Genomic DNA, 20,632 nt, shown 5'->3' with positions numbered 1-20,632 from the left:
TGATACAAAATGAGGAACCCTGACACGCCATGACCAGCTCCATCAGCGCCCATCGCGGCCCACTTTTCCACATGATCGCCGATCCGGCGGAAGTGGGCGAAGAAGCCAGTTATCAGTACTGGGAAGACGGCCTGCTTGTTATCGCAGACGGCAAGATAACCTCCGCAGGGGCCTATAGCGATGTGGCTCCGACGCTTCCAGAGGGCGCGGCGGTCGAAGAGCACCCCGACAGCCTGATCGTTCCGGGATTCATCGACACCCATATTCACTATCCGCAAACCGAGATGATCGGCGCTTTCGGCAAACAGTTGCTGGAGTGGCTGAACACCTACACCTTCCCCACCGAGCGCGACTTTCAGGACCCACAACATGCGCGCAGAGTGGCGCGGGTGTTTCTGGATGAGCTTCTGAAGAACGGCACCACCACCGCACTGGTGTTCGGCACCGTGCACCCGGAATCGGTGGATATGTTTTTCGAAGAAGCGCTGGAACGTAATCTGCGCATGATCTGCGGCAAGGTCATGATGGACCGCAATGCGCCGGATTATCTTTGCGATACTGCGGAAAGCAGCTATCAGGACAGTAAGGCTCTGCTGGAAAAGTGGCACGGCAAAGGTCGCCTGCTCTACGCCGTGACGCCGCGCTTCGCCCCCACCAGCACGCCGGAGCAGTTGGCGGCGGCGGGCCGTTTGCGTGAGGAATATCCTGACGCCTACATGCACACACACTTGTCGGAAAACCCCGCTGAGTGCGGCTGGGTGAAAGAATTGTTCCCGCAATGCGCCAACTATCTGGATGTTTATGACCATTACGGTCTGCTCGGCAAACGCGCCGTCCTGGCCCATGGCGTTCATTTGTGTGAAGACGAATGGAAACGACTGCACAGCTCGGACTCCGCGCTGGCGTTCTGTCCAACCTCCAACCTGTTCCTCGGCAGCGGTCTATTCGCATTGGAAGAAGCCGAAAGACATAAAGTCAAAGTGGGCCTGGGCACAGATGTAGGCGGCGGCACCAGTTTCTCCCTGCTGCAAACCTTGAACGAGGCCTACAAAGTCATGCAGTTGCGCGGTCATGCGCTGACGCCGTTCAAGAGCTTCTATCTCGCCACGCTGGGCGGCGCCAAAGCGCTGGAGCTGGATCACGTCCTGGGCGGCTTCACTGCCGGCAAGGAAGCGGACTTCGTGGTGCTGGACAAACGCGCCACGCCGCTGCTGCAACTGCGCATGGAAAACTGCCGCAGTCTGGCGGAGCAGCTTTTCGCCTTCAGCATACTGGGAGACGACCGCGCCATACGCGCGACTTACGCGGCTGGACGCTGCGTTCACAAGAAGCAATAACACGGCCTGACCTGTGCAGGCTTTGTCTGCCTGATAAAGAACAAAAACACTGGAAGCTGCAGACGCGGCTTCGTTGACCAATAACAATTAGACGCTGCTTTGAGGTCAGAATGGACCCGTATTACATCGACTGGATTAATCTTTTCATCCGCTGGTTTCACGTTATCGCAGGCGTGGCCTGGATCGGCGCTTCCTTCTACTTCGTCTGGCTGGACAATTCCCTGCAGGACCCGCCGGACTGGAAAAAAGAAAAGGGAATCAAAGGCGATTTATGGGCCATTCATGGGGGTGGTTTTTATGAAGTCGCCAAGTACCGGCTGGCGCCGGAGCAAATACCGGCCACGCTGCACTGGTTCAAATGGGAGGCGTACACCACCTGGTTGACCGGTTTCATGCTGCTGTCCCTGATGTACTACTTCGGGGCGGAGACCTACCTGATCGATAAGTCCGTGATGGAGCTTAACCAATGGCAGGCTATCGGCCTCGGCATCGGCCTTTTAGTGGCGGGCTGGGCGCTGTACGACGGCTTGTGCCGCTCTCCGCTGTCCCGCAATGGCTACGTCTTTGGCGGTCTGTTGCTGGCCCTCGCCATCCTGGCGAGCTGGGGCCTGACCCAGGTCTTCAGCGCCCGCGGCGCTTATATCCATGTCGGCGCCCTGCTGGGCACATTGATGGCGGGCAACGTGCTGATGACCATCATTCCTTCCCAAAAAGCGCTGGTGAATGCAGTCAAAGCCGGCGCTGCGCCAGATCCCAGGCTGGGAGAGAACGCCAAGTTGCGCTCCACCCACAATAACTACATGACGCTGCCGCTGATCTTCATCATGATCAGCAACCACTACCCCATGACTTACGGGCATGAATGGAACTGGGCCATTCTGTCGGCTCTGGTGGTGATCACCGCCTTCGCCCGCCATTATTTCAATCTCAAGCACAGAGGCGTGAAGCAGCCTGCTATTCTGGTGATAGCCATGCTGATGTTCATCGGCTTGGCGGTGACCGTGAAAAACACGCGTGAGGCAGACAGCGCTGGGTCGCAGCAAACTACAGAGGCGACGACGGACAAAGTCAGCTTCATACAGGCGGCGGCGATTATTCACAACCGCTGCGCCAGTTGCCACGCGGCCAACCCCACCCAGGCTGGTTTTGCTGAAGCGCCTGCAGGCGTCCTGCTGGACTCCACGGACAGCGTCATGAAACATCTGCAGCAGATTCAGCAAGTGTCGGTGGATTCGAACTACATGCCGCTGGGCAACCTGACCAGCATGACGGATGAGGAACGCCGGCAGTTGGGGGCCTGGATCAAACAGGGCGGCGGGACTGAATAAGTCTGGCGGCGTTTTTATCCAAAGGAGAATGTTCCTGGGTAAAAAACACGGCTAGCATATGCAACCTTTTATTTGCCTCAGCGATCCCGGGCGGGGTCGCAGGCCAGCCTGAAAGTGACCTAAGCAGACTATGAGCGACAATAGATACCATCAGACGATCTTTATTTCGTGGGAAGAACTTCATCGGGACACGCGGATGTTATGCCGCAAACTGATTGATATGGGACGTTGGAAAGGCATTATCGCCATTACCCGCGGAGGACTGATTCCCGCCGGCATCATCGCCCGCGAATTGGGCATCCGTTACATCGACACCGTCTGCGCCGTCAGTTATGAAGAGCAAAAGCAGTCGGATGACGTCAATGTCATCAAGAGCTTTGACGCTTCCGTCATCGGCGATGGCGAGGGTTATCTGCTGGTGGATGACCTGGTGGATACGGGCAAGACCGCGAAGGTGGTGCGCAATCTGATTCCTAATGCCTTCTTCGCCACGCTTTACGCAAAACCACTGGGTCGGCCTTTTGTGGACCTGTGCATCAAAGAAGTCTCTCAGGAAACCTGGATGCGCTTTCCCTGGGACATGGAGCTGAACTACTCAACGCCGCTGGTGGACCGGCTCTAAGAGCCGGTCTTTGCAAGCAGAAAGCGCGGACGTTAGCTCTTCTGCTTGGTGCCGAAAATGCGGTCGCCGGCGTCACCCAGACCAGGCAGGATATAGCCTTTTTCATTGAGTCGTTCATCAATGGCGGCGGTGTAGATGTGCACGTCGGGATGAGCTTTCTCTACTGCGGCGATGCCCTCCGGCGCAGCCACCAGCACTAATGCGCGAATTTCGGGGCAGCCTGCTTTCTTGAGCAGATCGATGGTGGAAATCATGGAGCCGCCGGTCGCCAGCATGGGGTCGATGATCAACGCCAGACGCTGATCCAGTTCACCCACCAGCTTTTCCAGATAGGTTTTCGCTTCCAGGGTTTCTTCGTTGCGAACCTGCCCCACCACGCTGACTTTGGCTGCAGGAATCAGGGACAAAACTCCGTCCAGCATACCCAGGCCTGCGCGCAGAATAGGCACGACGGTCACTTTCTTGCCTTTCAGCTTTTCCACTTCCACCGGCCCGGCCCAGCCTTGCACAACCTCCGCGCCCAGGTTGAAATCTTTACTCGCTTCATAAGTCAGCAACGCTCCCACTTCCTGAGCGAGTTCGCGAAAGCTTTTGGTGCTGATTTCAGCCCGCCGCATCAGGCCGATTTTATGACGGACCAGGGGATGGCGGATTTCATGGGTAGGCATAGGATATCTCCGGCAAGATCCGAAAAGCAGGAGCGCTCTCCGGGCATCAGGTAATCTGAATATAAACGCGCAAAATCCTAGCGTATTTTGCGCGTCCACACATCCCTGCAGACGGAAATCTTGCGTGAAAATTGCAGATATATCAGCAAGAAGCCTTTTATTCTTTTTACCTGTCCCGACCTTATCGTTCCAGTTACTCGTCCTGCCCCGCCGGTTTCTGGTTTTTCATGGCGACGCCAAACCCTATTTTTCCGTTTGCGGGGTCGCTGGCGTCAAATACCAGCAGCTCGCCATCGCCGGATACAATTCCCATGCGCCCGCTGTAGCTCAACTCGCCATTTGACTCCACGTTATAAGAGACATTCAGATCCCGCGTCGCAATCCCGGACGAAGCCCGGATCTGGCTATCGACGCCAGCGCCCGCGCCATCCAGCGTCAAACGACTGAAGGTCGCCTGGGGAATATCCTGATCTTCGATCGCCACGCCGAGCCAATATTCGCCCTGCAGTGCGCTGTTATCCAGCTCCTCGCCAGTGCGCAGGCAAATAGAGGAACTCGCGACAGGCCTCCAGCCGCCGGCCTCCGCATTGCCAGGACTTTCATCGTCAGACGGGTTCACAGGCGTTTGTTCTTTCCAGCCCACCCGCGCAAAATGAATAACCCGCCCATCCGCTGACGCGCCGCCCAGGGTGCGCACGCTCAATCGACAGGGGTCATAAACCGGATTGCCGTCATTATCGACAGGACAATCCAACGTATACCCTGCATTTTCGATGTAGTCGTCGAAAGCCGCGTCCAACTCCGGGTCAGACCAGTTGAGGATCGCCTCGTCATCAAAGGAGTAAGAAATAGCGCGGCTTTCAGAACCCGCCCCTGTCGCGGTGCTGCCGATACGCTGCAGAACGCCATCGCCAACTGCATTCAGGGTCGCTTTATGAATCTGCACGGTGAGTTTATTGTCGCCGCCACTGGGAAAGTAGGTTTCCTCAATGCAGAGATAGGCGCCTTGGGTGAGGTCTGGTTTCTGATAGACGATATCGCCATCCGGGTTTTCGGCAGTTGCGGTTTCATCCACTTTGACGCCAGCGTAGAAAGTCGTACTGATGGCCGCCACATCGGTCAGGAAGAAAATGTCTCCCGCTGAACTGATGCCGCCATATCGTGAGCCGGAGGCATTCATGAAGCCCGCGTCGTCAAATTTGTATTTGGGCGTATTGATTTTGGCGTAACCGCCATTGCCGCTTTTATCCAGCAGATCGCCCAGCCCTGCGCGGGAGTTGCCGCTGATGATTGAACGCATTACGCGCCCCTGATCCCGCTGTAGCGAGATTTCCGACGCATATTGCAAGCCGCTGAGAACAAAGTCGGGGCTTGGTACCGTAGGATCTTTAGGTTTGGTTTCCAGCTTTTCGCAGCCCTGCAGCGTTACCGCAACCGCCGCGACGATAAGCGCGCTTCGGGACCAGTGCACAGGCCCCAGGTTGTATTTATTGTTATTCATCGCAATCAATAAGCTCAGTGGGGAGTTACCAACTGCAATCTTAGGTTACACAAAGATAAATTCATTGATGCAATTGGCAAAAGCTCGGAAAAGCGACGCATCGCGCCGCCTGCGCTTAAGCTTTGCGATGGGAGCGGGCTTCCGCCGCCTGCCAGGACATGCCAGTGAGAGAGCGGTACTCTTCTAATGCGTCGATCATCGCACGGGTCAGTTCAGCGGGTTCCGGCAGTAGCGCCCGATCCGCATTGATCCCGATCTGCACCGACTGGTTATAGCTCAGCAGGCTGACGCCAAGTCCTATATCGCCGGTCTGCGGCACCCAGAACATCAGCTCTTTCACTTTACTGCCCGCCAGATAACGGGCTCTCCGCGCGCCGGGCACATTGGAAAGCACCATGGACGTTTTGTTGCTGAACAGCTCCAACAGCGGCTGCTGCACGCCTTGCGGAAACAGCCCCATCGCAGTGAGCAACGCATGAGAAAGGCTGGGCTGCATCGACTCTTTCAGCGCCGTCATATCGTGCTTGATCTTGTACAGGCGTTCTATGGGATTGCCGATGCCCGCCGCCAAGGGCACAAAGACTGTGCCGAACTGATTGCCCAACTCCTGCAACTGCTCTCTGCCCAACCGTGTCTCCAGTGGCCGCAGATTGACGGGTAAAGTGGCGTGCAAACGCACCCCGTCCACCTGATCCATACGCTCCTGCAACAAGCGTCTTAAGCCGCCGCTGACACAGCTGAGCAACACGTCGTTGATGCTGCAGCCAAACGCCTGAGCGACTTCTTTGAACTTATGCAGGGGAATCAATTCCGACCAGGTACAGCATTTCATGACGCCCAACTCGCCACGCAAAGGCGTGGGATCATCCGCCTCCAGCGCCGCCAGACGCGCAATTTCCGCCGCGCCATTCAGGCCCTGCCTGACGCCTTCCACGGCATAACCGGGTTCGCGCAGGATACTTTTACCCTCTTCCGCAATGCGATAGCGCAGCTTGGTGCACTTTTCCACCGCGCGGGACAGTGTCTCCATGCCCATAACAAAAGACTGCCGTGCGCGAACGCCATCGTCTCGCTGTTTGCCGGGGTCCAGAGGAAATGGATTAATGTTGGGAGACTGATCGGAGAGCGAACCAAACACCGCCACCAGCGCCAGGCCGTCCGCATAGCAATGATGCACCCGCATCACGCAGACATGATGGTCGCCATAATTTTCAATAAGATAGACCTGCCACAACGGTTTTCCCGGATCCAGAGGCGTGCTCATCAGTTCGCCGATGAACTTTTCCAGGGCGTTTTTATCCGCTGGCTGCGGCAATGCGACTTTGCGAACGTGATAATCCAAAGAAAAATAAGGATCTTCTTCCCAGAAATAGAATCCTGAGTGATTGACAGGTTTCTGGCGAAAGCGGGGAAAAGCCAGAAAACGGGAGTTGATCAATTCTTTCAGCTTGTTGAAGGGGATTGGCTCCACCACCGCCATGGCGGTGATCACCATCAGGTTTGTCGGACGATCCAACCGTAACCAGGCTGAATCGACGCCGCTTACCGGCTCAAAGTGGTTATCTGACATGAGCTTTCGCCGCACCTCCTCCTACAGTTCAGTCATTAGCCATACTGGCTGAAAATCGCAAACTTCTTTACAGAGCGATTACAAATTTTAACACTGGCTCAAAAGCGGCAATCCTATAATCAATGTGCGACAACCTGACTGCCTGGTTGGATTTTGCCGGAAATTTTGAGCAAAAACCGGCGAGTTTACGGAATGCGCCCCGGCAGTTTAGCTGATGTATCCATAGTGAAACCATAGAGCATCAGGCGACACTTTATATATAAGACTTAAGATTAGCCTCCACGCTTACGAAATAGGCGCCATAATTAACCTATAGGCGCAATCAACCGAAGTGTCGTCCAGTTGCGAGCACACATAAATATAAAAAACCCGTTGTAGTTTCAGCCACGGGAGGCGAACGTCTCCAAGCGTGCGGAAAACGGGGCGGCGCGACGGTGGGAGTTACTACCATGAAAGCAGTCCATGCCCGTAAGTTGTTACGACCAATTGATCCGGCCTACACCGAGATGTTTTCCGGTAAGGTCTACTCCGTGGGAAAAGGCGCGGTGTCACTCCGCAACCATAGCGCTCCGGCGGAAAACACCGTCATCGGCGTCCATGGGTTCCTCGAAAATCACTGTTATTTCACCCAGACCTATCAGGCTCCTGATACTGAGCTCATCCTGCTCACCTGCAGCAATTACCACATACCTGTAAGTGGCCCCACGCTGGAAACCGCTCCCTGGCAAACGCAAATCAAGTATCTGGAAGCGACGATTGAGTACGACGCGGCGATTCTGAACCAGGTTCTGCAAAATATGCCCAGCACCAACCGGGTGCGAGTGCATGGCCACTCCCGAGGCGGCGCAGTGATACTGGAAGCCATCAAACAGTGGCCCGAGCTTTACGCCAACGTAGACGTGGTGCTGGAAGCCCCCGTGCTGCCGCAAGGCAAGCTGCATGCGCTGGCCCGCGCCCTGCTCGACCCAGTCAGTCACGGCATGTGGCCCTGGGTGATACGTCTGGTCAACAGCGCGCCTTCCACCGCTTATGGGCAAACGTTCTTCGGCAAGATGAATCCACGCAAACGCGTATTACTGGATCGACTGTTCTCATCCACCCGCGACCATCTCACTATCGTGCGCAATATCGAGAACAGTCTGGCCTGGATGGAAAAAGGCGACATGACGCCTTACGAGCACATGCGCCACGGCACTATCCTGATCCCCAAGATCGACCGTATTCTTGACCGGGAAGCCATGCTGCAAAGCGCCGAACGCTCCCCCAACGCCATACGCATCATTGAAACCGGCGCCACCAGCCACTTCATCACCCTGGACAGCCTGGAATGGGTGCCGCCGCTATCGCTGCTCCCCAACGCAGCCGCTGCCGGCGCCTGACATCCCGCAACTATTCTTCCGGCCAGGGACGCGCCGGTTTGACCGCCCCCAAGTCATCACAACTGAGCAACCAATCACAAACTACAGGAACGCGACAAAAAGTTAGGTAGGCTTTTCTAATCTATCTTTAGTAAACTTGCCGCCATTCATTCATAGGTAGCGATGAGTCATCGCATTAACGCCGAAAGACTGTTTTCTGAAGCCAAAATGGCGGGGATCGCTCATGTCCAGAGAGAAACTGTTAAGCGTCAACGCAAGAACCGTTAACGCCCGACGCCTGCAACAGTTACTGCTGGACTACCATAACTACCGACTGCAGAGAGACGAACATCCTCTGGCTCAGGACATTGACCGGTTATGCGACTGGCAGGCGGATCGCCTCAAAAGGACCCATAACGATCTGTACAGCAACCATCGCTACCATGACGCGTTAGACTTCCTGCTGAAAGATCTCTATTCCCCGAAAGAATTCACCCGCCGCGATGCGGATCTGGAGCGGGTCTTTCCGGTGATAGTGAAACTGCTCCCCGATTCCGCCCTGCACACGATCGCAGACTTAGTTGAGTTAAACCTGCTTACGCAACAGTTGGATGAGCATATCGCTTCAGTACTGCGGGAAATGAATATTGAGCGCATTACTGAAGATAACTATGCAGAGGCTTTTCGACGCTGCGACAACTTCGCCTCCCGACGCAGACAGATCACGCTGATCGATAAAACCGGCCATGAGCTGGAAAAATACGTGAAGAGCCGCTTCATCAGCTTCAGCCTGAAAATAACAGAAGGACCAGCGGAAATGGCTGGCTTGGGACAGTTACACAACTTCCTGGCCAGAGGCTTCAAGGCGTTCAAAGAGATGGGTGGAGTCAGTCAGTTATTGCGCGTGATCATGCAGAGGGAAAGCCACATCCTGGAGCAGATCCAGATTAATGCGGACTCCCCCTTCACCTTGCCGGAAAATCTGCGCGCTTACGCCTGAAGTGGTTGGCGCACAGACTGGAGATATCAGGCTTTTTTCAACAGACCATCCAAGTGGCTGTGAATTTCCTGTTCAATGCGGTCTTTGAAGGGGCGGAATAAAAAGCCCAATTCCATGTGCAGATGAATCTGGCTCTCAGCGACTTCCAACTGCCCCTTAACCCCGCTGCGATGAAAACGCAGAACTTTATCTTCCCACTCGTAGTCGACGCTGAACCGCTCGGACAGGCTCTGCGCCAGTTCGTCCGCCGCCTGCACGGCGTGATCCATATCAAGATTATGCTCACGGGTGAGTTCGATCACTGACATCTATAAAACTCTTTGGTTAATTGCGGAGGCTACTGTTTATGGGTTTTCGTCCTGTAAATCAAGCAAAAAAATCCCGCAGCAGGCTGCGAATCGCGGGTAGGACTTTCCCCGGGACACAGGTAGAATACCGCACAATTATTTTTACGGGAGCAACCTAATGACAGAGCGGGACACCACCCACTTCGGTTACAAACAGGTGCCGGTCACAGATAAAGAAAGCCACGTGGCCAAAGTGTTCGACTCGGTCGCCGCCAAGTACGACTTGATGAATGACCTCATGTCGATGGGCATTCACCGCCTCTGGAAACGCTTCACTATCGATAAAAGCGGCGTCCGCACTGGCGCATCAGTGCTGGATATCGCCGGCGGCACCGGCGACCTGACCAAAAAGTTCTCACGTCTGGTCGGCCCGTCCGGCAAAGTGGTTCTCGCAGATATCAACGCTTCCATGCTGCAGGTTGGCCGTAACCAATTGCTGGATCACGGTTACGGCGACAACATCGAATTTGTGCAAGCCAACGCCGAAGCGCTGCCTTTCCCCGATAATAATTTTGATTGCGTCAGCATTGCATTCGGTCTGCGCAACGTGACCGACAAAGATCAAGCGCTGCGGGAAATGCAGCGAGTGCTGCGTCCTGGCGGACGACTACTGGTGCTGGAATTCTCCAAGCCCACCAACCCCATCGTCTCCAAGGCTTATGACGCGTACTCCTTCTCTGCATTGCCATTGATGGGCAGTCTGGTGGCCCAGGACAGCGAAAGTTATCGCTACCTCGCCGAATCCATCCGCATGCACCCGGATCAGGAGACTCTCAAGTCAATGATGGAGCAGGCCGGACTCTGCCTGTGCAAGTACTACAACCTCACCAGCGGCGTAGTCGCGCTGCATACCGGCGTCAAAGCCTGATATGAGCCCCTTTGACCCGCTTCTCCTCACCGCCCTCAATGCGTCGGCGGAACGCATCGCGGCGGAGATACTCCGCTACGACGCGGGGTCCTCCGCACGCCTGGCGGAGCTGGACGGCAAGTGGGCTCAGCTGACGCTAACGCCCTTCGATGTGTCATTGTACGTCAGGCTGGGCGAGCGTCCCCGCTTTGCAGATGAAGCTGGCGGCGACGTAGACCTCGTCATTCAAGGCTCCCCTGGCGACTTCCTGAGTTACTTGCAAAACAAAGGGGGCGCGCAGAACATCCACATCCAGGGCGATATGGGGCTGGCGCAACGTCTCGCCGCCGTCGCCAACAATCTGGAAGTGGACTGGGAAGCCAAACTGGCCGAGCACCTTGGCGATATGCCCGCCCACTTTCTGGGAACGCGATTGCGCGGTTTCGGCCGCTGGGTGAAGCATGTCGGCGACAGCTTTCGTCGTGACGCGGAAGAGTACGTACACCATGAGGCGCGCGCAACGCCGAGCAAAGATGAAATGAGCCACTGGACGGATGAGGTTGATCGCGTCCGCATGGACTACGATCGTCTGGAAGCCCGCCTGCAGCGCCTGCAACAAGCCTTTAATCCCGCAGTAAAAGACACCGATAAGTGAGAAGAATAAGCCGCCTTATACAAATCGTCTGGGTGATCTGCCGTTACCGGCTTGATGAGTTCGCCCCTCTGACCTTATTACCGCTTCCTCTACGTCTGTTGTTTTTGCTCGCGCCCTGGCGCCTGTTCCCCAAACCGCAGATTCCTCGCGGTGAGCGCCTGCGGCGCGCACTTGAGGAATTGGGGCCAATATTCGTCAAATTCGGCCAGATACTCTCCACCCGCAAGGACCTGCTGCCCGAAGATCTCGCAGACGAGCTCAAGCGCCTGCAAGATAAAGTCCCGCCATTCGCCAGCGACATGGCTGTACGGATTATTGAGGAGTCGCTGAAATCCCCAATTTCAGAGCTGTTCGCCGACTTTCAAACTTACCCGATGGCGTCCGCTTCCATCGCCCAGGTGCATGCCGCCACCTTGAAAAACGGCAAAGAAGTGGTGGTGAAAGTCATCCGACCCAATATCGAAAAGACCATCCGTCTGGATATCGCACTGATGTTATTGGTGGCGCGACTGGTCGAAAACTACTGGGAAGACGGTAAACGCCTGCACCCGGTGGAGGTCGTAAAGGATTATGAGCACACCATCATAGATGAACTCGACTTGCAGCGGGAAGCCGCCAATACGTCCCAGCTCAAGCGTAATTTCGCCGGCTCCGAGCTGATCTATATTCCCGAGGTCTATTGGGAGATGACCCACTCCCGCGTTCTGGTGATGGAGCGTATCTACGGCGTTCCCATCGCGGATGTGGAGCAATTGCGCAAAGCCAACGTCAACATGAAGTTATTAGCAGAGCGCGGCGTGGAGATATTCTTCACCCAGGTGTTCCGCGACAGTTTTTTCCACGCAGACATGCACCCTGGCAACATTTTTGTGGACGTCAGCAATCCGGCGAATCCACGTTATATCGCGATCGATTGCGGCATCGTAGGAACCTTGACCCCGGAAGACCAATCTTATCTGGCCAGAAACCTGCTGGCCTTTTTCCGCCGCGATTATCGTCAGGTGGCGGTGCTGCATATTTCTTCCGGCTGGGTTCCGGGCCATACTCGCGTCAATGAATTTGAAGCCGCCATTCGCACAGTCTGTGAGCCGATCTTCGAGCGCCCACTGAAAGACATTTCTTTCGGACAGTTCCTGGTGCGCCTGTTTCAGACAGCCCGCCGTTTCGACATGGAGGTGCAGCCGCAACTGGTATTGCTGCAGAAAACTCTACTGAACATAGAAGGACTGGGCCGCCAGCTCTATCCAGATCTTGACCTGTGGTCCACCGCGCAACCGTATCTGGAAAACTGGATGAAGCAGCGCATCGCGCCGCCAGGGCTTCTGAAAGCCATCAAACAACACGCGCCCGACTGGATCGAGCAAACGCCCGAATTACCGCAAATTTTGTACGAGGCCTTTGACCAGCTGCGTCACCTGGACCGCTACAATCAGGCTAATCAGGACAGCCTGGCGAGCCTGAGTCAGGCGTTTGAAAAAGACAAGCAGCAACGACGAGACTTCTGGCTCGCAGGTCTGGTGCTCGCTTCCGCTGCGGCGATGGCCATCGGTGATCAGCCGTTGCGCTTAACGGAGTTACCCTGGCCTTCCGTTATGCTCGCCAGCATCGGCCTCTACTTGCTTATACGCCCCAAATAGCGCGATAGTAAGAATGCACCTTACAAATTTGTGACAACTTCCGACTTAAGAAATAAAACGGTAACAATGACAGAGCAGAATTGGCGCCTCGCGATAAAGTGGAATAACGACGGCCTTATCCCCGTCATCGCTCAGGACAGCGACACCGGAACCGTGCTGATGATGGCGTGGATGAACGAAGACGCGCTGGCTGAAACAATAGCCAAACAGGAAGCGGTATATTGGTCCCGCTCACGAGGAAAGCTCTGGCATAAAGGCGAAACCTCCGGACATGTGCAGAAAGTGAAAGAGATTCAACTGGACTGCGACGGAGACACCTTACTGTTAAAAGTTGAACAAATTGGCGGAATCGCTTGTCATACCGGACGTGAAAACTGTTTTTTCCGAACTCTTGACGCACACGAGTGGAAGGTCAACGCACCGGTAAAGAAAAACCCGAGAGACATCTATGGCTAATCGCCTGCGTTTACCTGCGGAGCGACAGCCTGACAGGCAGAGTGAGTTTTGACAACTTTTTCAGAGACTTGGAAAGGCGCGATATGAACGACATATTGACCCAGCTCGGCAAAGTGCTCGAAGAGCGCAAGCTGGCCGACCCCGATTCTTCCTACGTCGCCAGTTTGCACGCGAAAGGATTAAATAAAATTCTGGAGAAAGTCGGTGAAGAGTGCACTGAAACCCTCCTTGCCGCTAAAGATGCAGAACAGGACGGTTCAACGCATAATGTGATTTATGAAACGGCGGATCTGTGGTTTCACAGCTTGGTGATGTTGAGTCACTTAAACATCACCCCGCAGGAAATCATGCAGGAACTGGCGCGACGCTTCGACATTTCGGGGCTTGAAGAGAAAGCTTCTCGGGGCAAGAAATAATAGCGGACAGCCCGCACCGGCGCTAACGTCGGATTTGTAGGATTTGGTAATCAGGCAGTAATACTTCAAAGGAGCACAATCATGGGCATATCCATGTGGCAACTACTCATCGTTCTGGTAATTATCGTGCTGCTGTTCGGTACGAAAAAGCTGAAAAACATTGGCGGCGATCTGGGCGGAGCAGTGAAAGGCTTTAAGAAAGCCATGAGCGACGGCGAATCTGAAGAAGACAAAGAGCCCAAAAAACTGTCGCAAAATGAGAGCCGCACCATCGAAGGCTCCGTAGAGCGCAACGACGCGAAGACTGAATCCAAGCACAGCTGATCCACACCGGACGATCAATAGCTTATGTTCGATATTGGATTCCCAGAGCTAGCGCTGGTTGCTGTCATAGGCCTGCTTGTGCTCGGCCCGGAGCGCCTGCCCTACGCTGCGCGCAAGACCGGCCTATGGGTCGGCCGCATTCGTCGGATGGTCAGCCAGATGTCTTCAGAAATAGATAGACAGCTGAAAGCTGAGGAGATGCGGGAGCGATTGCGCAAAGAGGGCGATACGCTTGGCCTGGAGAAAATCCAGCAAACCGTCAACGACGCCCTGGCTGAAGCGAAGAAATATGAGGATATGGTCGAGAAGAATCCGGTCACGCCGATGTCTTCCAAAGCCCCGCCATCACAACCGCCAGCTTCCGAGCACGGCTCACAAGCTGTAGAATCCCACTCCCATTCCGACGACGCCTCCAAGCAGCATGACCGCTCCTGAAATGACTCCGCGCGACAACAACATAGATAAAGAACTGCCTTTATTTGATCATCTGGTCGAATTGCGTAACCGTCTGCTGCACTCCGTCTTGGCGGTGCTGCTCGCCTTTTTGCCCCTCTATATGTTTCGCAATGAAATCTACGCCTATATGGCCGAACCACTGCGAGCAGCGATGCCTGAAGGGGCAACCATGATAGCAACCGAAGTGGCGTCGCCGTTCCTGGCGCCCTTCAAATTGACCATGGTTCTGGCGATCTTTCTTATGATCCCATTCATCCTCTACCAGATCTGGTCATTCATCGCTCCCGCACTCTATAAACATGAGAAGAAGCTGGCGATCCCTCTTCTGGTGAGCAGCGTACTCCTGTTTTATTTGGGAGTCGCCTTTGCCTATTACGTCGTGTTTCCACTGGCGTTCAACTTTTTCGCCAGCGCCAGCCCTGAAGGCGTCACGGTCATGACGGACATCAATAAATATCTGGACTTCATTCTCAAACTGTTCTTCGCGTTCGGCTTCGCCTTCGAAATCCCTATCGCCACCGTGTTGATGGTTAAGGTCGGTATTACAAACGTGGCCAGCCTGCGGGAAAAACGCCCCTATATTGTGGTTATCTGCTTTATCATTGGCATGCTGTTGACGCCTCCTGACGTGATATCCCAAACCTTGTTGGCAGTGCCCATGTGGCTGCTGTTTGAGGTCGGCGTTTTCTGTAGTCGCTGGGTAGAGCCGGCGGCGGAGTCCAGCTCAGAATCCGTTAACACCTGACTTCCAGCTTTGCTCTGACTTTATGAATATTCTGTTGTTCTCTGCGGAAGAGCTTTCCGCATTCGGCCAGCTCTCGCTCACTGACAGACGCGCAGAGCATTTGCGCAAAGTATTAAAAGCCCAGGCTGGCGACGATATCCGCGTCGGCCGGATCAATGGCAAGATGGGAACCGCTCGCTTACTTGATATCAACGAGGAACGCGCGCGTCTGGAAGTGACTCTGAACGCCGAAGCGCCGCCGCCATTGGACCTGACCCTGATTCTGGCCCTGCCCCGTCCCAAGATGATGCGCAGAGTCATTCAGAGCACCGTGTCTCTGGGAATAAAGCACATCTACCTGATCAACTCCTACAAGGTGGAAAAAAGCTATTGGCAAACGCCTTGGTTGGAGGCCGCCTCGCTGAGAGAGAACAGCCTTCTCGGTCTCGAGCAGGCGGTAGACACTGCGCTCCCTGAAATCCATCTGCGCAAACTGTTCAAACCCTTTGTGGAAGACGAGCTGCCGCAAATCATCGCTGGCAGCGACGCCTGGGTGGCGCACCCCACCTCCGAGGCGCAATCGCCACAGGTCAGTGGGCCACTGACGCTGGCGGTAGGTCCCGAAGGCGGTTTTACGCCTTATGAAGTGAAAAAGCTGGAGGAAATCGGCTTTAAGGGCTTCACCCTGGGTAAGCGCATACTTCGCGTTGAGACCGCGATTCCGGCACTGATAGGAAAGTTATACCTATAAGTTCCTGGCCCTGCAGCGTGTTTAGCGGGGCCAGTTAAACGCCCATCGCCTGACGAATCAGCTCTTTCTTGATAAGCGGCGTTCTGTTTACCAACGACAATCCCGCGTTCCTTACGCCTGCAATCATGGTTGATGGATGCCCAAAACCCCGTTTGAACGCCTCCATCAGCGTCATCATGGAAAGGTTTGCAGCCTGACGCCGCCGTTGATAGCGGCGCAACATTTCTTCATGGCCCAATGGAACGCCACGCGCAATCGCGCGCCGCACCTCATCCAACAATGCAGTGACATCTTCAAAACCTAGATTGACGCCCTGCCCCGCCAAGGGGTGAATAGTATGCGCCGCGTCGCCGATAAGCACTGCGCCGCCATCAAAATAGCGTTTAGCGTGTCGCTGCCGGAGCGGGAAAGCAAAACGCCGACTAAGCTCCACGACCTCGCCCAATGCCTGCTCGGAGGCTTCACATAGCGCAGCTTTGAAACAGACGTCATCGAGCTCCATCAGCCTGCGGGCCTCTTCGGTATCCGCCGACCATACGATCGAAGTACACCGATAATTCCTATCCGCATCCAGTAGAGGCAACAACGCCAACGGCCCTGTAGACAAAAAGCGTTGTCGAGCAGTGAATTGATGAGGGCGGGCTGTAGCAATCGTTGCAACAATCGCCTGTTGCCCATAATCCCATTCCCGCGTTGGGATGTTCAACCACTGGCGAATACGCGACATGGCGCCATCCGCGCCTATCAGCATTCTGCAGGAAACAGTCTCGCCGCTCCCGGTTTCAAGGGAGTAGCCCGAGGAGTCAAACTTCAGCGCCTGCACCGGGTCTTTAAAAACATAGATGTTGGACTGCTCGGCAATGCGTCGATGCAAAGAGGATGTCACCACCCGGTTTTCAACAATCAAACCCAAGCTGCTTTCATACACTTCCGCCGAGGAGAACAGTATCCGTCCGCTTCCCGCACTGTCCCATACGTCCATATCGGTGTAGCGCAAGCTATATGGTTCTATCTCTCCCCATACGTTCAACTCGCGCAGCAGCCTTTCACTCGCCAGCGTCAGAGCGCTAACGCGGGGATCAAAACTGTGGGCGTCATTGCACTTGGGCGGCGTCGCCGCGCCCAGCCCGCCGGGGTCAATCAGGGCTACCTCAATATCCAGCGCAGATAAACCCAGCGCCATTGCCGCGCCAACCATACCGCCGCCAACGATGGCGACAGGAAACTGTGTCTTCACAATAGAAGCCTCTACTTTGCAGACCCCGGAAAATCAATATTCAGCGCCATTGCGGAGCGCGCTCCGCGACGCCCATAGCATATTCAGCAAAACGGCGTTTCGCTGCGGGCGCCAGATTCAGGCTAATCAAGCCAAACTGCCTGATACTTTCCAACCAGGCGGACTTTTCGCCAAATAATCGAATCAGCCCGTCGCTGGCCGTTACAGTGCGTTTTTGGTCCGCCTGTTGGCGCGCCAGATACTTATTCAGTATCGGCAGCCCACCTAATTCTTCACTAGTGACGGCCTCATTCAGCGCTTCCGCCAAATGCAGCGTATCCCTCAATGACAGGTTATACCCCTGCCCCGCCACGGGATGCAGCGTGTGCGCCGAGTTACCCAGCAGCACCAGCCCTTCTCGAACCTGTTCCTGAGCGGTTTGCAGCGTAAGCGGGTAATGATTGATATCGCCGACCTGGACAATACGTCCTATGCGGTAGCCGATCTGAGACTGCAGCGCCTCAGCAAAACTGACCTTGTCCAGAGATAGCAGCCCCTGCAAGCGATTACTCGGCACAGTCCAGACCACCGCCATGTGATCATGACGCGCAGACGCCAACGGTAAAAAGGCGACGGCGCCGCCATCGATGAAGCGCTCATACGCGATATTATCGTGTGAACGGGAGAGGCCCACGTTGACAGCCAGCGCATGTTGACCATAGTCCACACGATGACTGGCAATACCAAGTCCGTCCGCCAGACTGGAACGCCCACCGTCAGCAAGCACCAGCAGTTTTCCGACTATGTCCCGCTCACGCCCACCTTCCCGCAGACGCACCCTCATTCCCTCAGGACTGCTCAGCGCGGACACCGCTTCCGCAGGCGCCAATACTGTTAAGTCAGGCCATCCCTCAAGAGAAGAGATAAGGCTACGCCCAATAGCCGCATTGGGAACCACATAGCCAAAGGCGTCCAGCCCCTGTTCGTGAGCAAGCAGGCGGGTCGCGCCCCATTTTCCCTGCTCGGAGACATGGATGCTATGAATCGCCCCGGCATGAGGCGCCATACTGGCCCACACGCCCATCTGTTCATACAGCACACGCGAGCCAAAGGATAATGCGGTGGAGCGCATGTCAAAACTAGGGGTGAAAGGGCCCTCAGACGAAACCTGCAGAGGATGAGTTTCCACCAGCGCCACCTGAAAGCGACGCCGGGAAGACTGCTGCAACGCCAAAGCCAGGGTCGCTCCAACCAACCCACCACCGACGATAATGAGGTCGTAGTGACGGGTCATCATTTACCCCGCATCAAAGCCTCAATGTCATCGACCGTCTTCGGCGTTCCCGAGGTGATGACCTCGCCGCCTTGCCTGGTTACGATCACATCGTCTTCAATACGTACGCCGATCCCCTTCCAACGAGGGTCTACGTCTTCCAGTTCCGGCGCGATGTAAATGCCCGGCTCAACCGTAAGCGCCATTCCAGGCTCCAACACGCGCCACTCACCGCCAACCTTATAGTCGCCAACGTCATGGACATCCAGGCCCAGCCAGTGACCTGTACGGTGCATGAAAAACTTTTTATATGCTTCCGTTTCAATCAACTCATTCAGCTCGCCTTTCAATAAGCCAACTTCACGCAGCCCTTCTGTGATCACGTTCATCGCCGCCTCATGAGGCTGGTTCCAGTGCCGTCCGGGACGAACCTCTCTAATAGCGGCTTCCTGCGCCGCCAGCACAATTTCATAAATGGCGCGCTGCTCTGCGCTGAACTGGCCTGAAACCGGGAAAGTTCGAGTGATGTCGGACGCATAGCAATCCAACTCGCAGCCAGCGTCGATCAATACCAGGTCGCCGCTTTTCAGCTTGTCGTTGTTGGTGACGTAGTGAAGAATACAGGCATTTTCACCACCGCCGACAATGCAGTTATACGCCTGCGCCCGCGAGCCTTCCCGAAGAAATACGTGCTGTATGGCCGCCTCAAGCTGATACTCGTACATGCCCGGCTTGCAGATACGCATGGCTTCATTATGCGCCTCAGCGCTGATACGCGCCGCCTGCTTCATGATTTTGACTTCAGCGGAAGACTTGAACAGACGCATATCATGCAGCGTATGCTCCAACGCCACGAACTCGCCAGGTGGGTGGGCGCCATGCTTGATCTTACTGCGGATCACATTGATCCATTCCATAACCCTGCGATCAAACTTCTCATCCAGCCCCATGGAATAATAGACCCGCTGCTTCCCCTCCAGCAGTCCCGGCAAGATTTCATCAATATCATCAATAGGAAAAGCGTCGTCGAAGAGATAGCGTTCAATCGCCCCTTCCTGCCCCGCCAGCTTTCCATTCCAACGTTCGTAATCAGGATTCTTTTCTTTGCAGAACAAAATAGATTCCCCGTGCTCTCGCTCCGGGATAAGCACCATCACCGCGTCCGGCTCTGCAAATCCACTAAGGTAGTGAAAGTCGCTGCTCTGACGGTATGGGTACTCTGAATCACGGTTGCGCACGCGAACCGGCGCTGCGGGAAGTATGGCGATGCTGTTGGGCGTCATCACATCAAGCAGGTGGCGCCGACGTTTCTGATATTCACGAATCGATAATGCTTGCACGTCTATCTCTCTTAAACTTTTGGTTATCCGTAATACGGCGCACATCCGTACATTCCGCCGGCGGCCTGATCCTTAAACCGTTAATGTAGCGTCTTCTTTTCAGAGGCGGCGTTTTTTTTACCGGCAGTGAGCTCCTGCAGCACATTCAACGCCGCCACTTTCACAAATTCTGTTAGCTCCAGCAGCTCTCTTTCATCCTGCTCATCGCCGTCCACTTCCGGGTCCACTTCGCCGATGTCCACCAGGTCCTGAAGAATTTCCTGAACATCCTCTGAGCAGGACGACAGTCTGCCGCCCAAAACCGAAGTCAGTCCTTCCACAAAGCCCCTGCACCAGTCCGCCAGCGCCGCAACGCGCAGCGTGCACTCCACCGCATCTTCCGGCAGCCAGGGCTGAAAACTCATATTATCCTGCGTTAAAGCAGCTTCCGCGTAGCCGTATACGGCTTTGAACGCCGCCTGCAGGTTGTCTTCTATCTCATTGACGCTGCCGGCGAAGCGCTGCGTGTAGCTCCACCAGTCGTTATCCTGCGCCCGGTCTCCCGCCGCCATTCTTCCACACCAGAGACCGTGAACCCCCGCTGGAGTCGCGTCTGCGTCGATGCGGTTTAATAGTTGTTGCAGGGCATGATAGGGTTGGGACATTCGTTTAATTCTCCAGTCGGGCTGAATCCGCCCGCTTCCACAGGTTTAGCCATCATCGTTCGCAACAGCGAATGGCGTAACCTTATTAAATAGAATTCATTTGGCAAAAACGCCCGCTCTGCTTTAATAAGGCGCTTCAGGCGTAATTGAATATATATGCGA

Annotated in this window: 22 protein-coding genes; 14 read left to right on the top strand and 8 right to left on the bottom strand. The window is 55.2% G+C overall.

Going from position 1 to position 20,632, the window contains the following annotated elements:
- Positions 1-29: 29 nt before the first annotated feature.
- The 3 genes from guaD (at position 30) to gpt (ending at position 3,287) form a co-directional block, all read left to right on the top strand.
- On the top strand, positions 30-1,337 hold the full coding sequence (gene guaD / locus AC2IBB_RS06370) for a guanine deaminase (RefSeq protein ID WP_486332061.1): 1,308 nt from the start codon (positions 30-32) through the stop codon (positions 1,335-1,337).
- A gap of 110 nt (positions 1,338-1,447) precedes the next feature.
- Complete coding sequence (locus AC2IBB_RS06365) at positions 1,448-2,665, top strand: urate hydroxylase PuuD (protein WP_486332060.1); 1,218 nt, start codon at positions 1,448-1,450, stop codon at positions 2,663-2,665.
- A gap of 130 nt (positions 2,666-2,795) precedes the next feature.
- Positions 2,796-3,287 carry a xanthine phosphoribosyltransferase gene (gene gpt / locus AC2IBB_RS06360; RefSeq protein WP_011395044.1) on the top strand — a complete coding sequence of 164 codons (492 nt, stop codon included), beginning with the start codon at positions 2,796-2,798 and terminating at the stop codon, positions 3,285-3,287.
- Between the two features lie 32 nt (positions 3,288-3,319).
- Here gpt and upp read toward each other — a convergent pair whose 3' ends face one another.
- The 3 genes from upp to AC2IBB_RS06345 form a co-directional block, all read right to left on the bottom strand.
- Complete coding sequence (gene upp, locus AC2IBB_RS06355; RefSeq protein WP_486332059.1) at positions 3,320-3,955, bottom strand: uracil phosphoribosyltransferase; 636 nt, start codon at positions 3,953-3,955, stop codon at positions 3,320-3,322.
- Between the two features lie 193 nt (positions 3,956-4,148).
- Positions 4,149-5,456: a hypothetical protein gene (locus AC2IBB_RS06350; RefSeq protein ID WP_486332058.1), complete on the bottom strand. Its 1,308-nt coding sequence runs from the start codon at positions 5,454-5,456 to the stop codon at positions 4,149-4,151.
- 115 nt (positions 5,457-5,571) lie between these two features.
- Positions 5,572-7,026, bottom strand: coding sequence for a WS/DGAT/MGAT family O-acyltransferase (locus AC2IBB_RS06345; protein WP_486332057.1), 1,455 nt, complete (start codon positions 7,024-7,026; stop codon positions 5,572-5,574).
- 449 nt (positions 7,027-7,475) lie between these two features.
- Here AC2IBB_RS06345 and AC2IBB_RS06340 point away from each other — a divergent pair, with 449 nt between their 5' ends.
- Both AC2IBB_RS06340 and AC2IBB_RS06335 read left to right on the top strand, forming a co-directional pair.
- Positions 7,476-8,405 (top strand): alpha/beta fold hydrolase, encoded by a 930-nt coding sequence (locus AC2IBB_RS06340; protein WP_486332056.1) that lies wholly within the window; start codon positions 7,476-7,478, stop codon positions 8,403-8,405.
- A gap of 223 nt (positions 8,406-8,628) precedes the next feature.
- Positions 8,629-9,384: a DUF8198 family protein gene (locus tag AC2IBB_RS06335; protein ID WP_486332055.1), complete on the top strand. Its 756-nt coding sequence runs from the start codon at positions 8,629-8,631 to the stop codon at positions 9,382-9,384.
- Between the two features lie 26 nt (positions 9,385-9,410).
- Here the strand turns inward: AC2IBB_RS06335 and AC2IBB_RS06330 are convergent, their stop codons facing one another.
- Positions 9,411-9,692: a polyhydroxyalkanoic acid system family protein gene (locus AC2IBB_RS06330; RefSeq protein WP_127973390.1), complete on the bottom strand. Its 282-nt coding sequence runs from the start codon at positions 9,690-9,692 to the stop codon at positions 9,411-9,413.
- Positions 9,693-9,849: 157 nt separating this feature from the next.
- On the opposite strand from AC2IBB_RS06330, the gene ubiE reads away from it, so the two are divergent.
- From ubiE to AC2IBB_RS06285, 9 genes are all read left to right on the top strand, one after another.
- On the top strand, positions 9,850-10,599 hold the full coding sequence (gene ubiE / locus AC2IBB_RS06325) for a bifunctional demethylmenaquinone methyltransferase/2-methoxy-6-polyprenyl-1,4-benzoquinol methylase UbiE (protein WP_486332054.1): 750 nt from the start codon (positions 9,850-9,852) through the stop codon (positions 10,597-10,599).
- 1 nt (position 10,600) lies between these two features.
- Positions 10,601-11,233, top strand: a complete 633-nt coding sequence (locus AC2IBB_RS06320; RefSeq protein ID WP_486332053.1) for a ubiquinone biosynthesis accessory factor UbiJ — start codon at positions 10,601-10,603, stop codon at positions 11,231-11,233.
- Positions 11,230-12,870 carry a ubiquinone biosynthesis regulatory protein kinase UbiB gene (gene ubiB, locus AC2IBB_RS06315; protein WP_486332052.1) on the top strand — a complete coding sequence of 547 codons (1,641 nt, stop codon included), beginning with the start codon at positions 11,230-11,232 and terminating at the stop codon, positions 12,868-12,870. Before AC2IBB_RS06320 ends, ubiB begins: the two co-directional genes overlap by 4 nt.
- Positions 12,871-12,936: 66 nt before the next feature.
- Positions 12,937-13,326 (top strand): phosphoribosyl-AMP cyclohydrolase, encoded by a 390-nt coding sequence (gene hisI / locus AC2IBB_RS06310; RefSeq protein WP_486332051.1) that lies wholly within the window; start codon positions 12,937-12,939, stop codon positions 13,324-13,326.
- Positions 13,327-13,409: 83 nt separating this feature from the next.
- Positions 13,410-13,742 carry a phosphoribosyl-ATP diphosphatase gene (locus AC2IBB_RS06305; protein WP_486332050.1) on the top strand — a complete coding sequence of 111 codons (333 nt, stop codon included), beginning with the start codon at positions 13,410-13,412 and terminating at the stop codon, positions 13,740-13,742.
- Positions 13,743-13,823: 81 nt separating this feature from the next.
- Positions 13,824-14,066: a Sec-independent protein translocase subunit TatA gene (tatA, locus tag AC2IBB_RS06300; RefSeq protein WP_216737942.1), complete on the top strand. Its 243-nt coding sequence runs from the start codon at positions 13,824-13,826 to the stop codon at positions 14,064-14,066.
- 24 nt (positions 14,067-14,090) lie between these two features.
- The gene (gene tatB, locus AC2IBB_RS06295) at positions 14,091-14,501 is read left to right on the top strand and encodes a Sec-independent protein translocase protein TatB (RefSeq protein ID WP_486332049.1); all 411 of its coding nucleotides are present in this window, start codon (positions 14,091-14,093) and stop codon (positions 14,499-14,501) included.
- The gene (gene tatC / locus AC2IBB_RS06290; RefSeq protein ID WP_486332048.1) at positions 14,488-15,267 is read left to right on the top strand and encodes a twin-arginine translocase subunit TatC; all 780 of its coding nucleotides are present in this window, start codon (positions 14,488-14,490) and stop codon (positions 15,265-15,267) included. The genes tatB and tatC overlap by 14 nt, the downstream gene beginning before the upstream one ends.
- A 22-nt stretch (positions 15,268-15,289) precedes the next feature.
- Entirely contained in the window at positions 15,290-15,997 is a 708-nt protein-coding gene (locus AC2IBB_RS06285) for a 16S rRNA (uracil(1498)-N(3))-methyltransferase (RefSeq protein ID WP_486332047.1), read from the top strand.
- Positions 15,998-16,031: 34 nt separating this feature from the next.
- Here AC2IBB_RS06285 and AC2IBB_RS06280 read toward each other — a convergent pair whose 3' ends face one another.
- Genes AC2IBB_RS06280 through AC2IBB_RS06265 form a run of 4 tightly spaced genes read right to left on the bottom strand, consistent with a single transcriptional unit; the run spans position 16,032 to position 20,470 of the window.
- Positions 16,032-17,234, bottom strand: a complete 1,203-nt coding sequence (locus tag AC2IBB_RS06280) for an FAD-dependent monooxygenase (protein ID WP_486332046.1) — start codon at positions 17,232-17,234, stop codon at positions 16,032-16,034.
- A 40-nt stretch (positions 17,235-17,274) separates the two neighbouring features.
- Positions 17,275-18,510 carry a 2-octaprenyl-6-methoxyphenyl hydroxylase gene (gene ubiH, locus AC2IBB_RS06275; protein ID WP_486332045.1) on the bottom strand — a complete coding sequence of 412 codons (1,236 nt, stop codon included), beginning with the start codon at positions 18,508-18,510 and terminating at the stop codon, positions 17,275-17,277.
- Complete coding sequence (gene pepP, locus AC2IBB_RS06270) at positions 18,507-19,871, bottom strand: Xaa-Pro aminopeptidase (protein WP_486332044.1); 1,365 nt, start codon at positions 19,869-19,871, stop codon at positions 18,507-18,509. Before pepP ends, ubiH begins: the two co-directional genes overlap by 4 nt.
- A 35-nt stretch (positions 19,872-19,906) precedes the next feature.
- Positions 19,907-20,470 (bottom strand): UPF0149 family protein, encoded by a 564-nt coding sequence (locus tag AC2IBB_RS06265; RefSeq protein WP_486332043.1) that lies wholly within the window; start codon positions 20,468-20,470, stop codon positions 19,907-19,909.
- Positions 20,471-20,632: the final 162 nt, after the last annotated feature.

The organism is Hahella sp. NS-SX17 (genome assembly GCF_057367735.1).
This window is presented reverse-complemented; position numbering and strand designations above follow the sequence as displayed.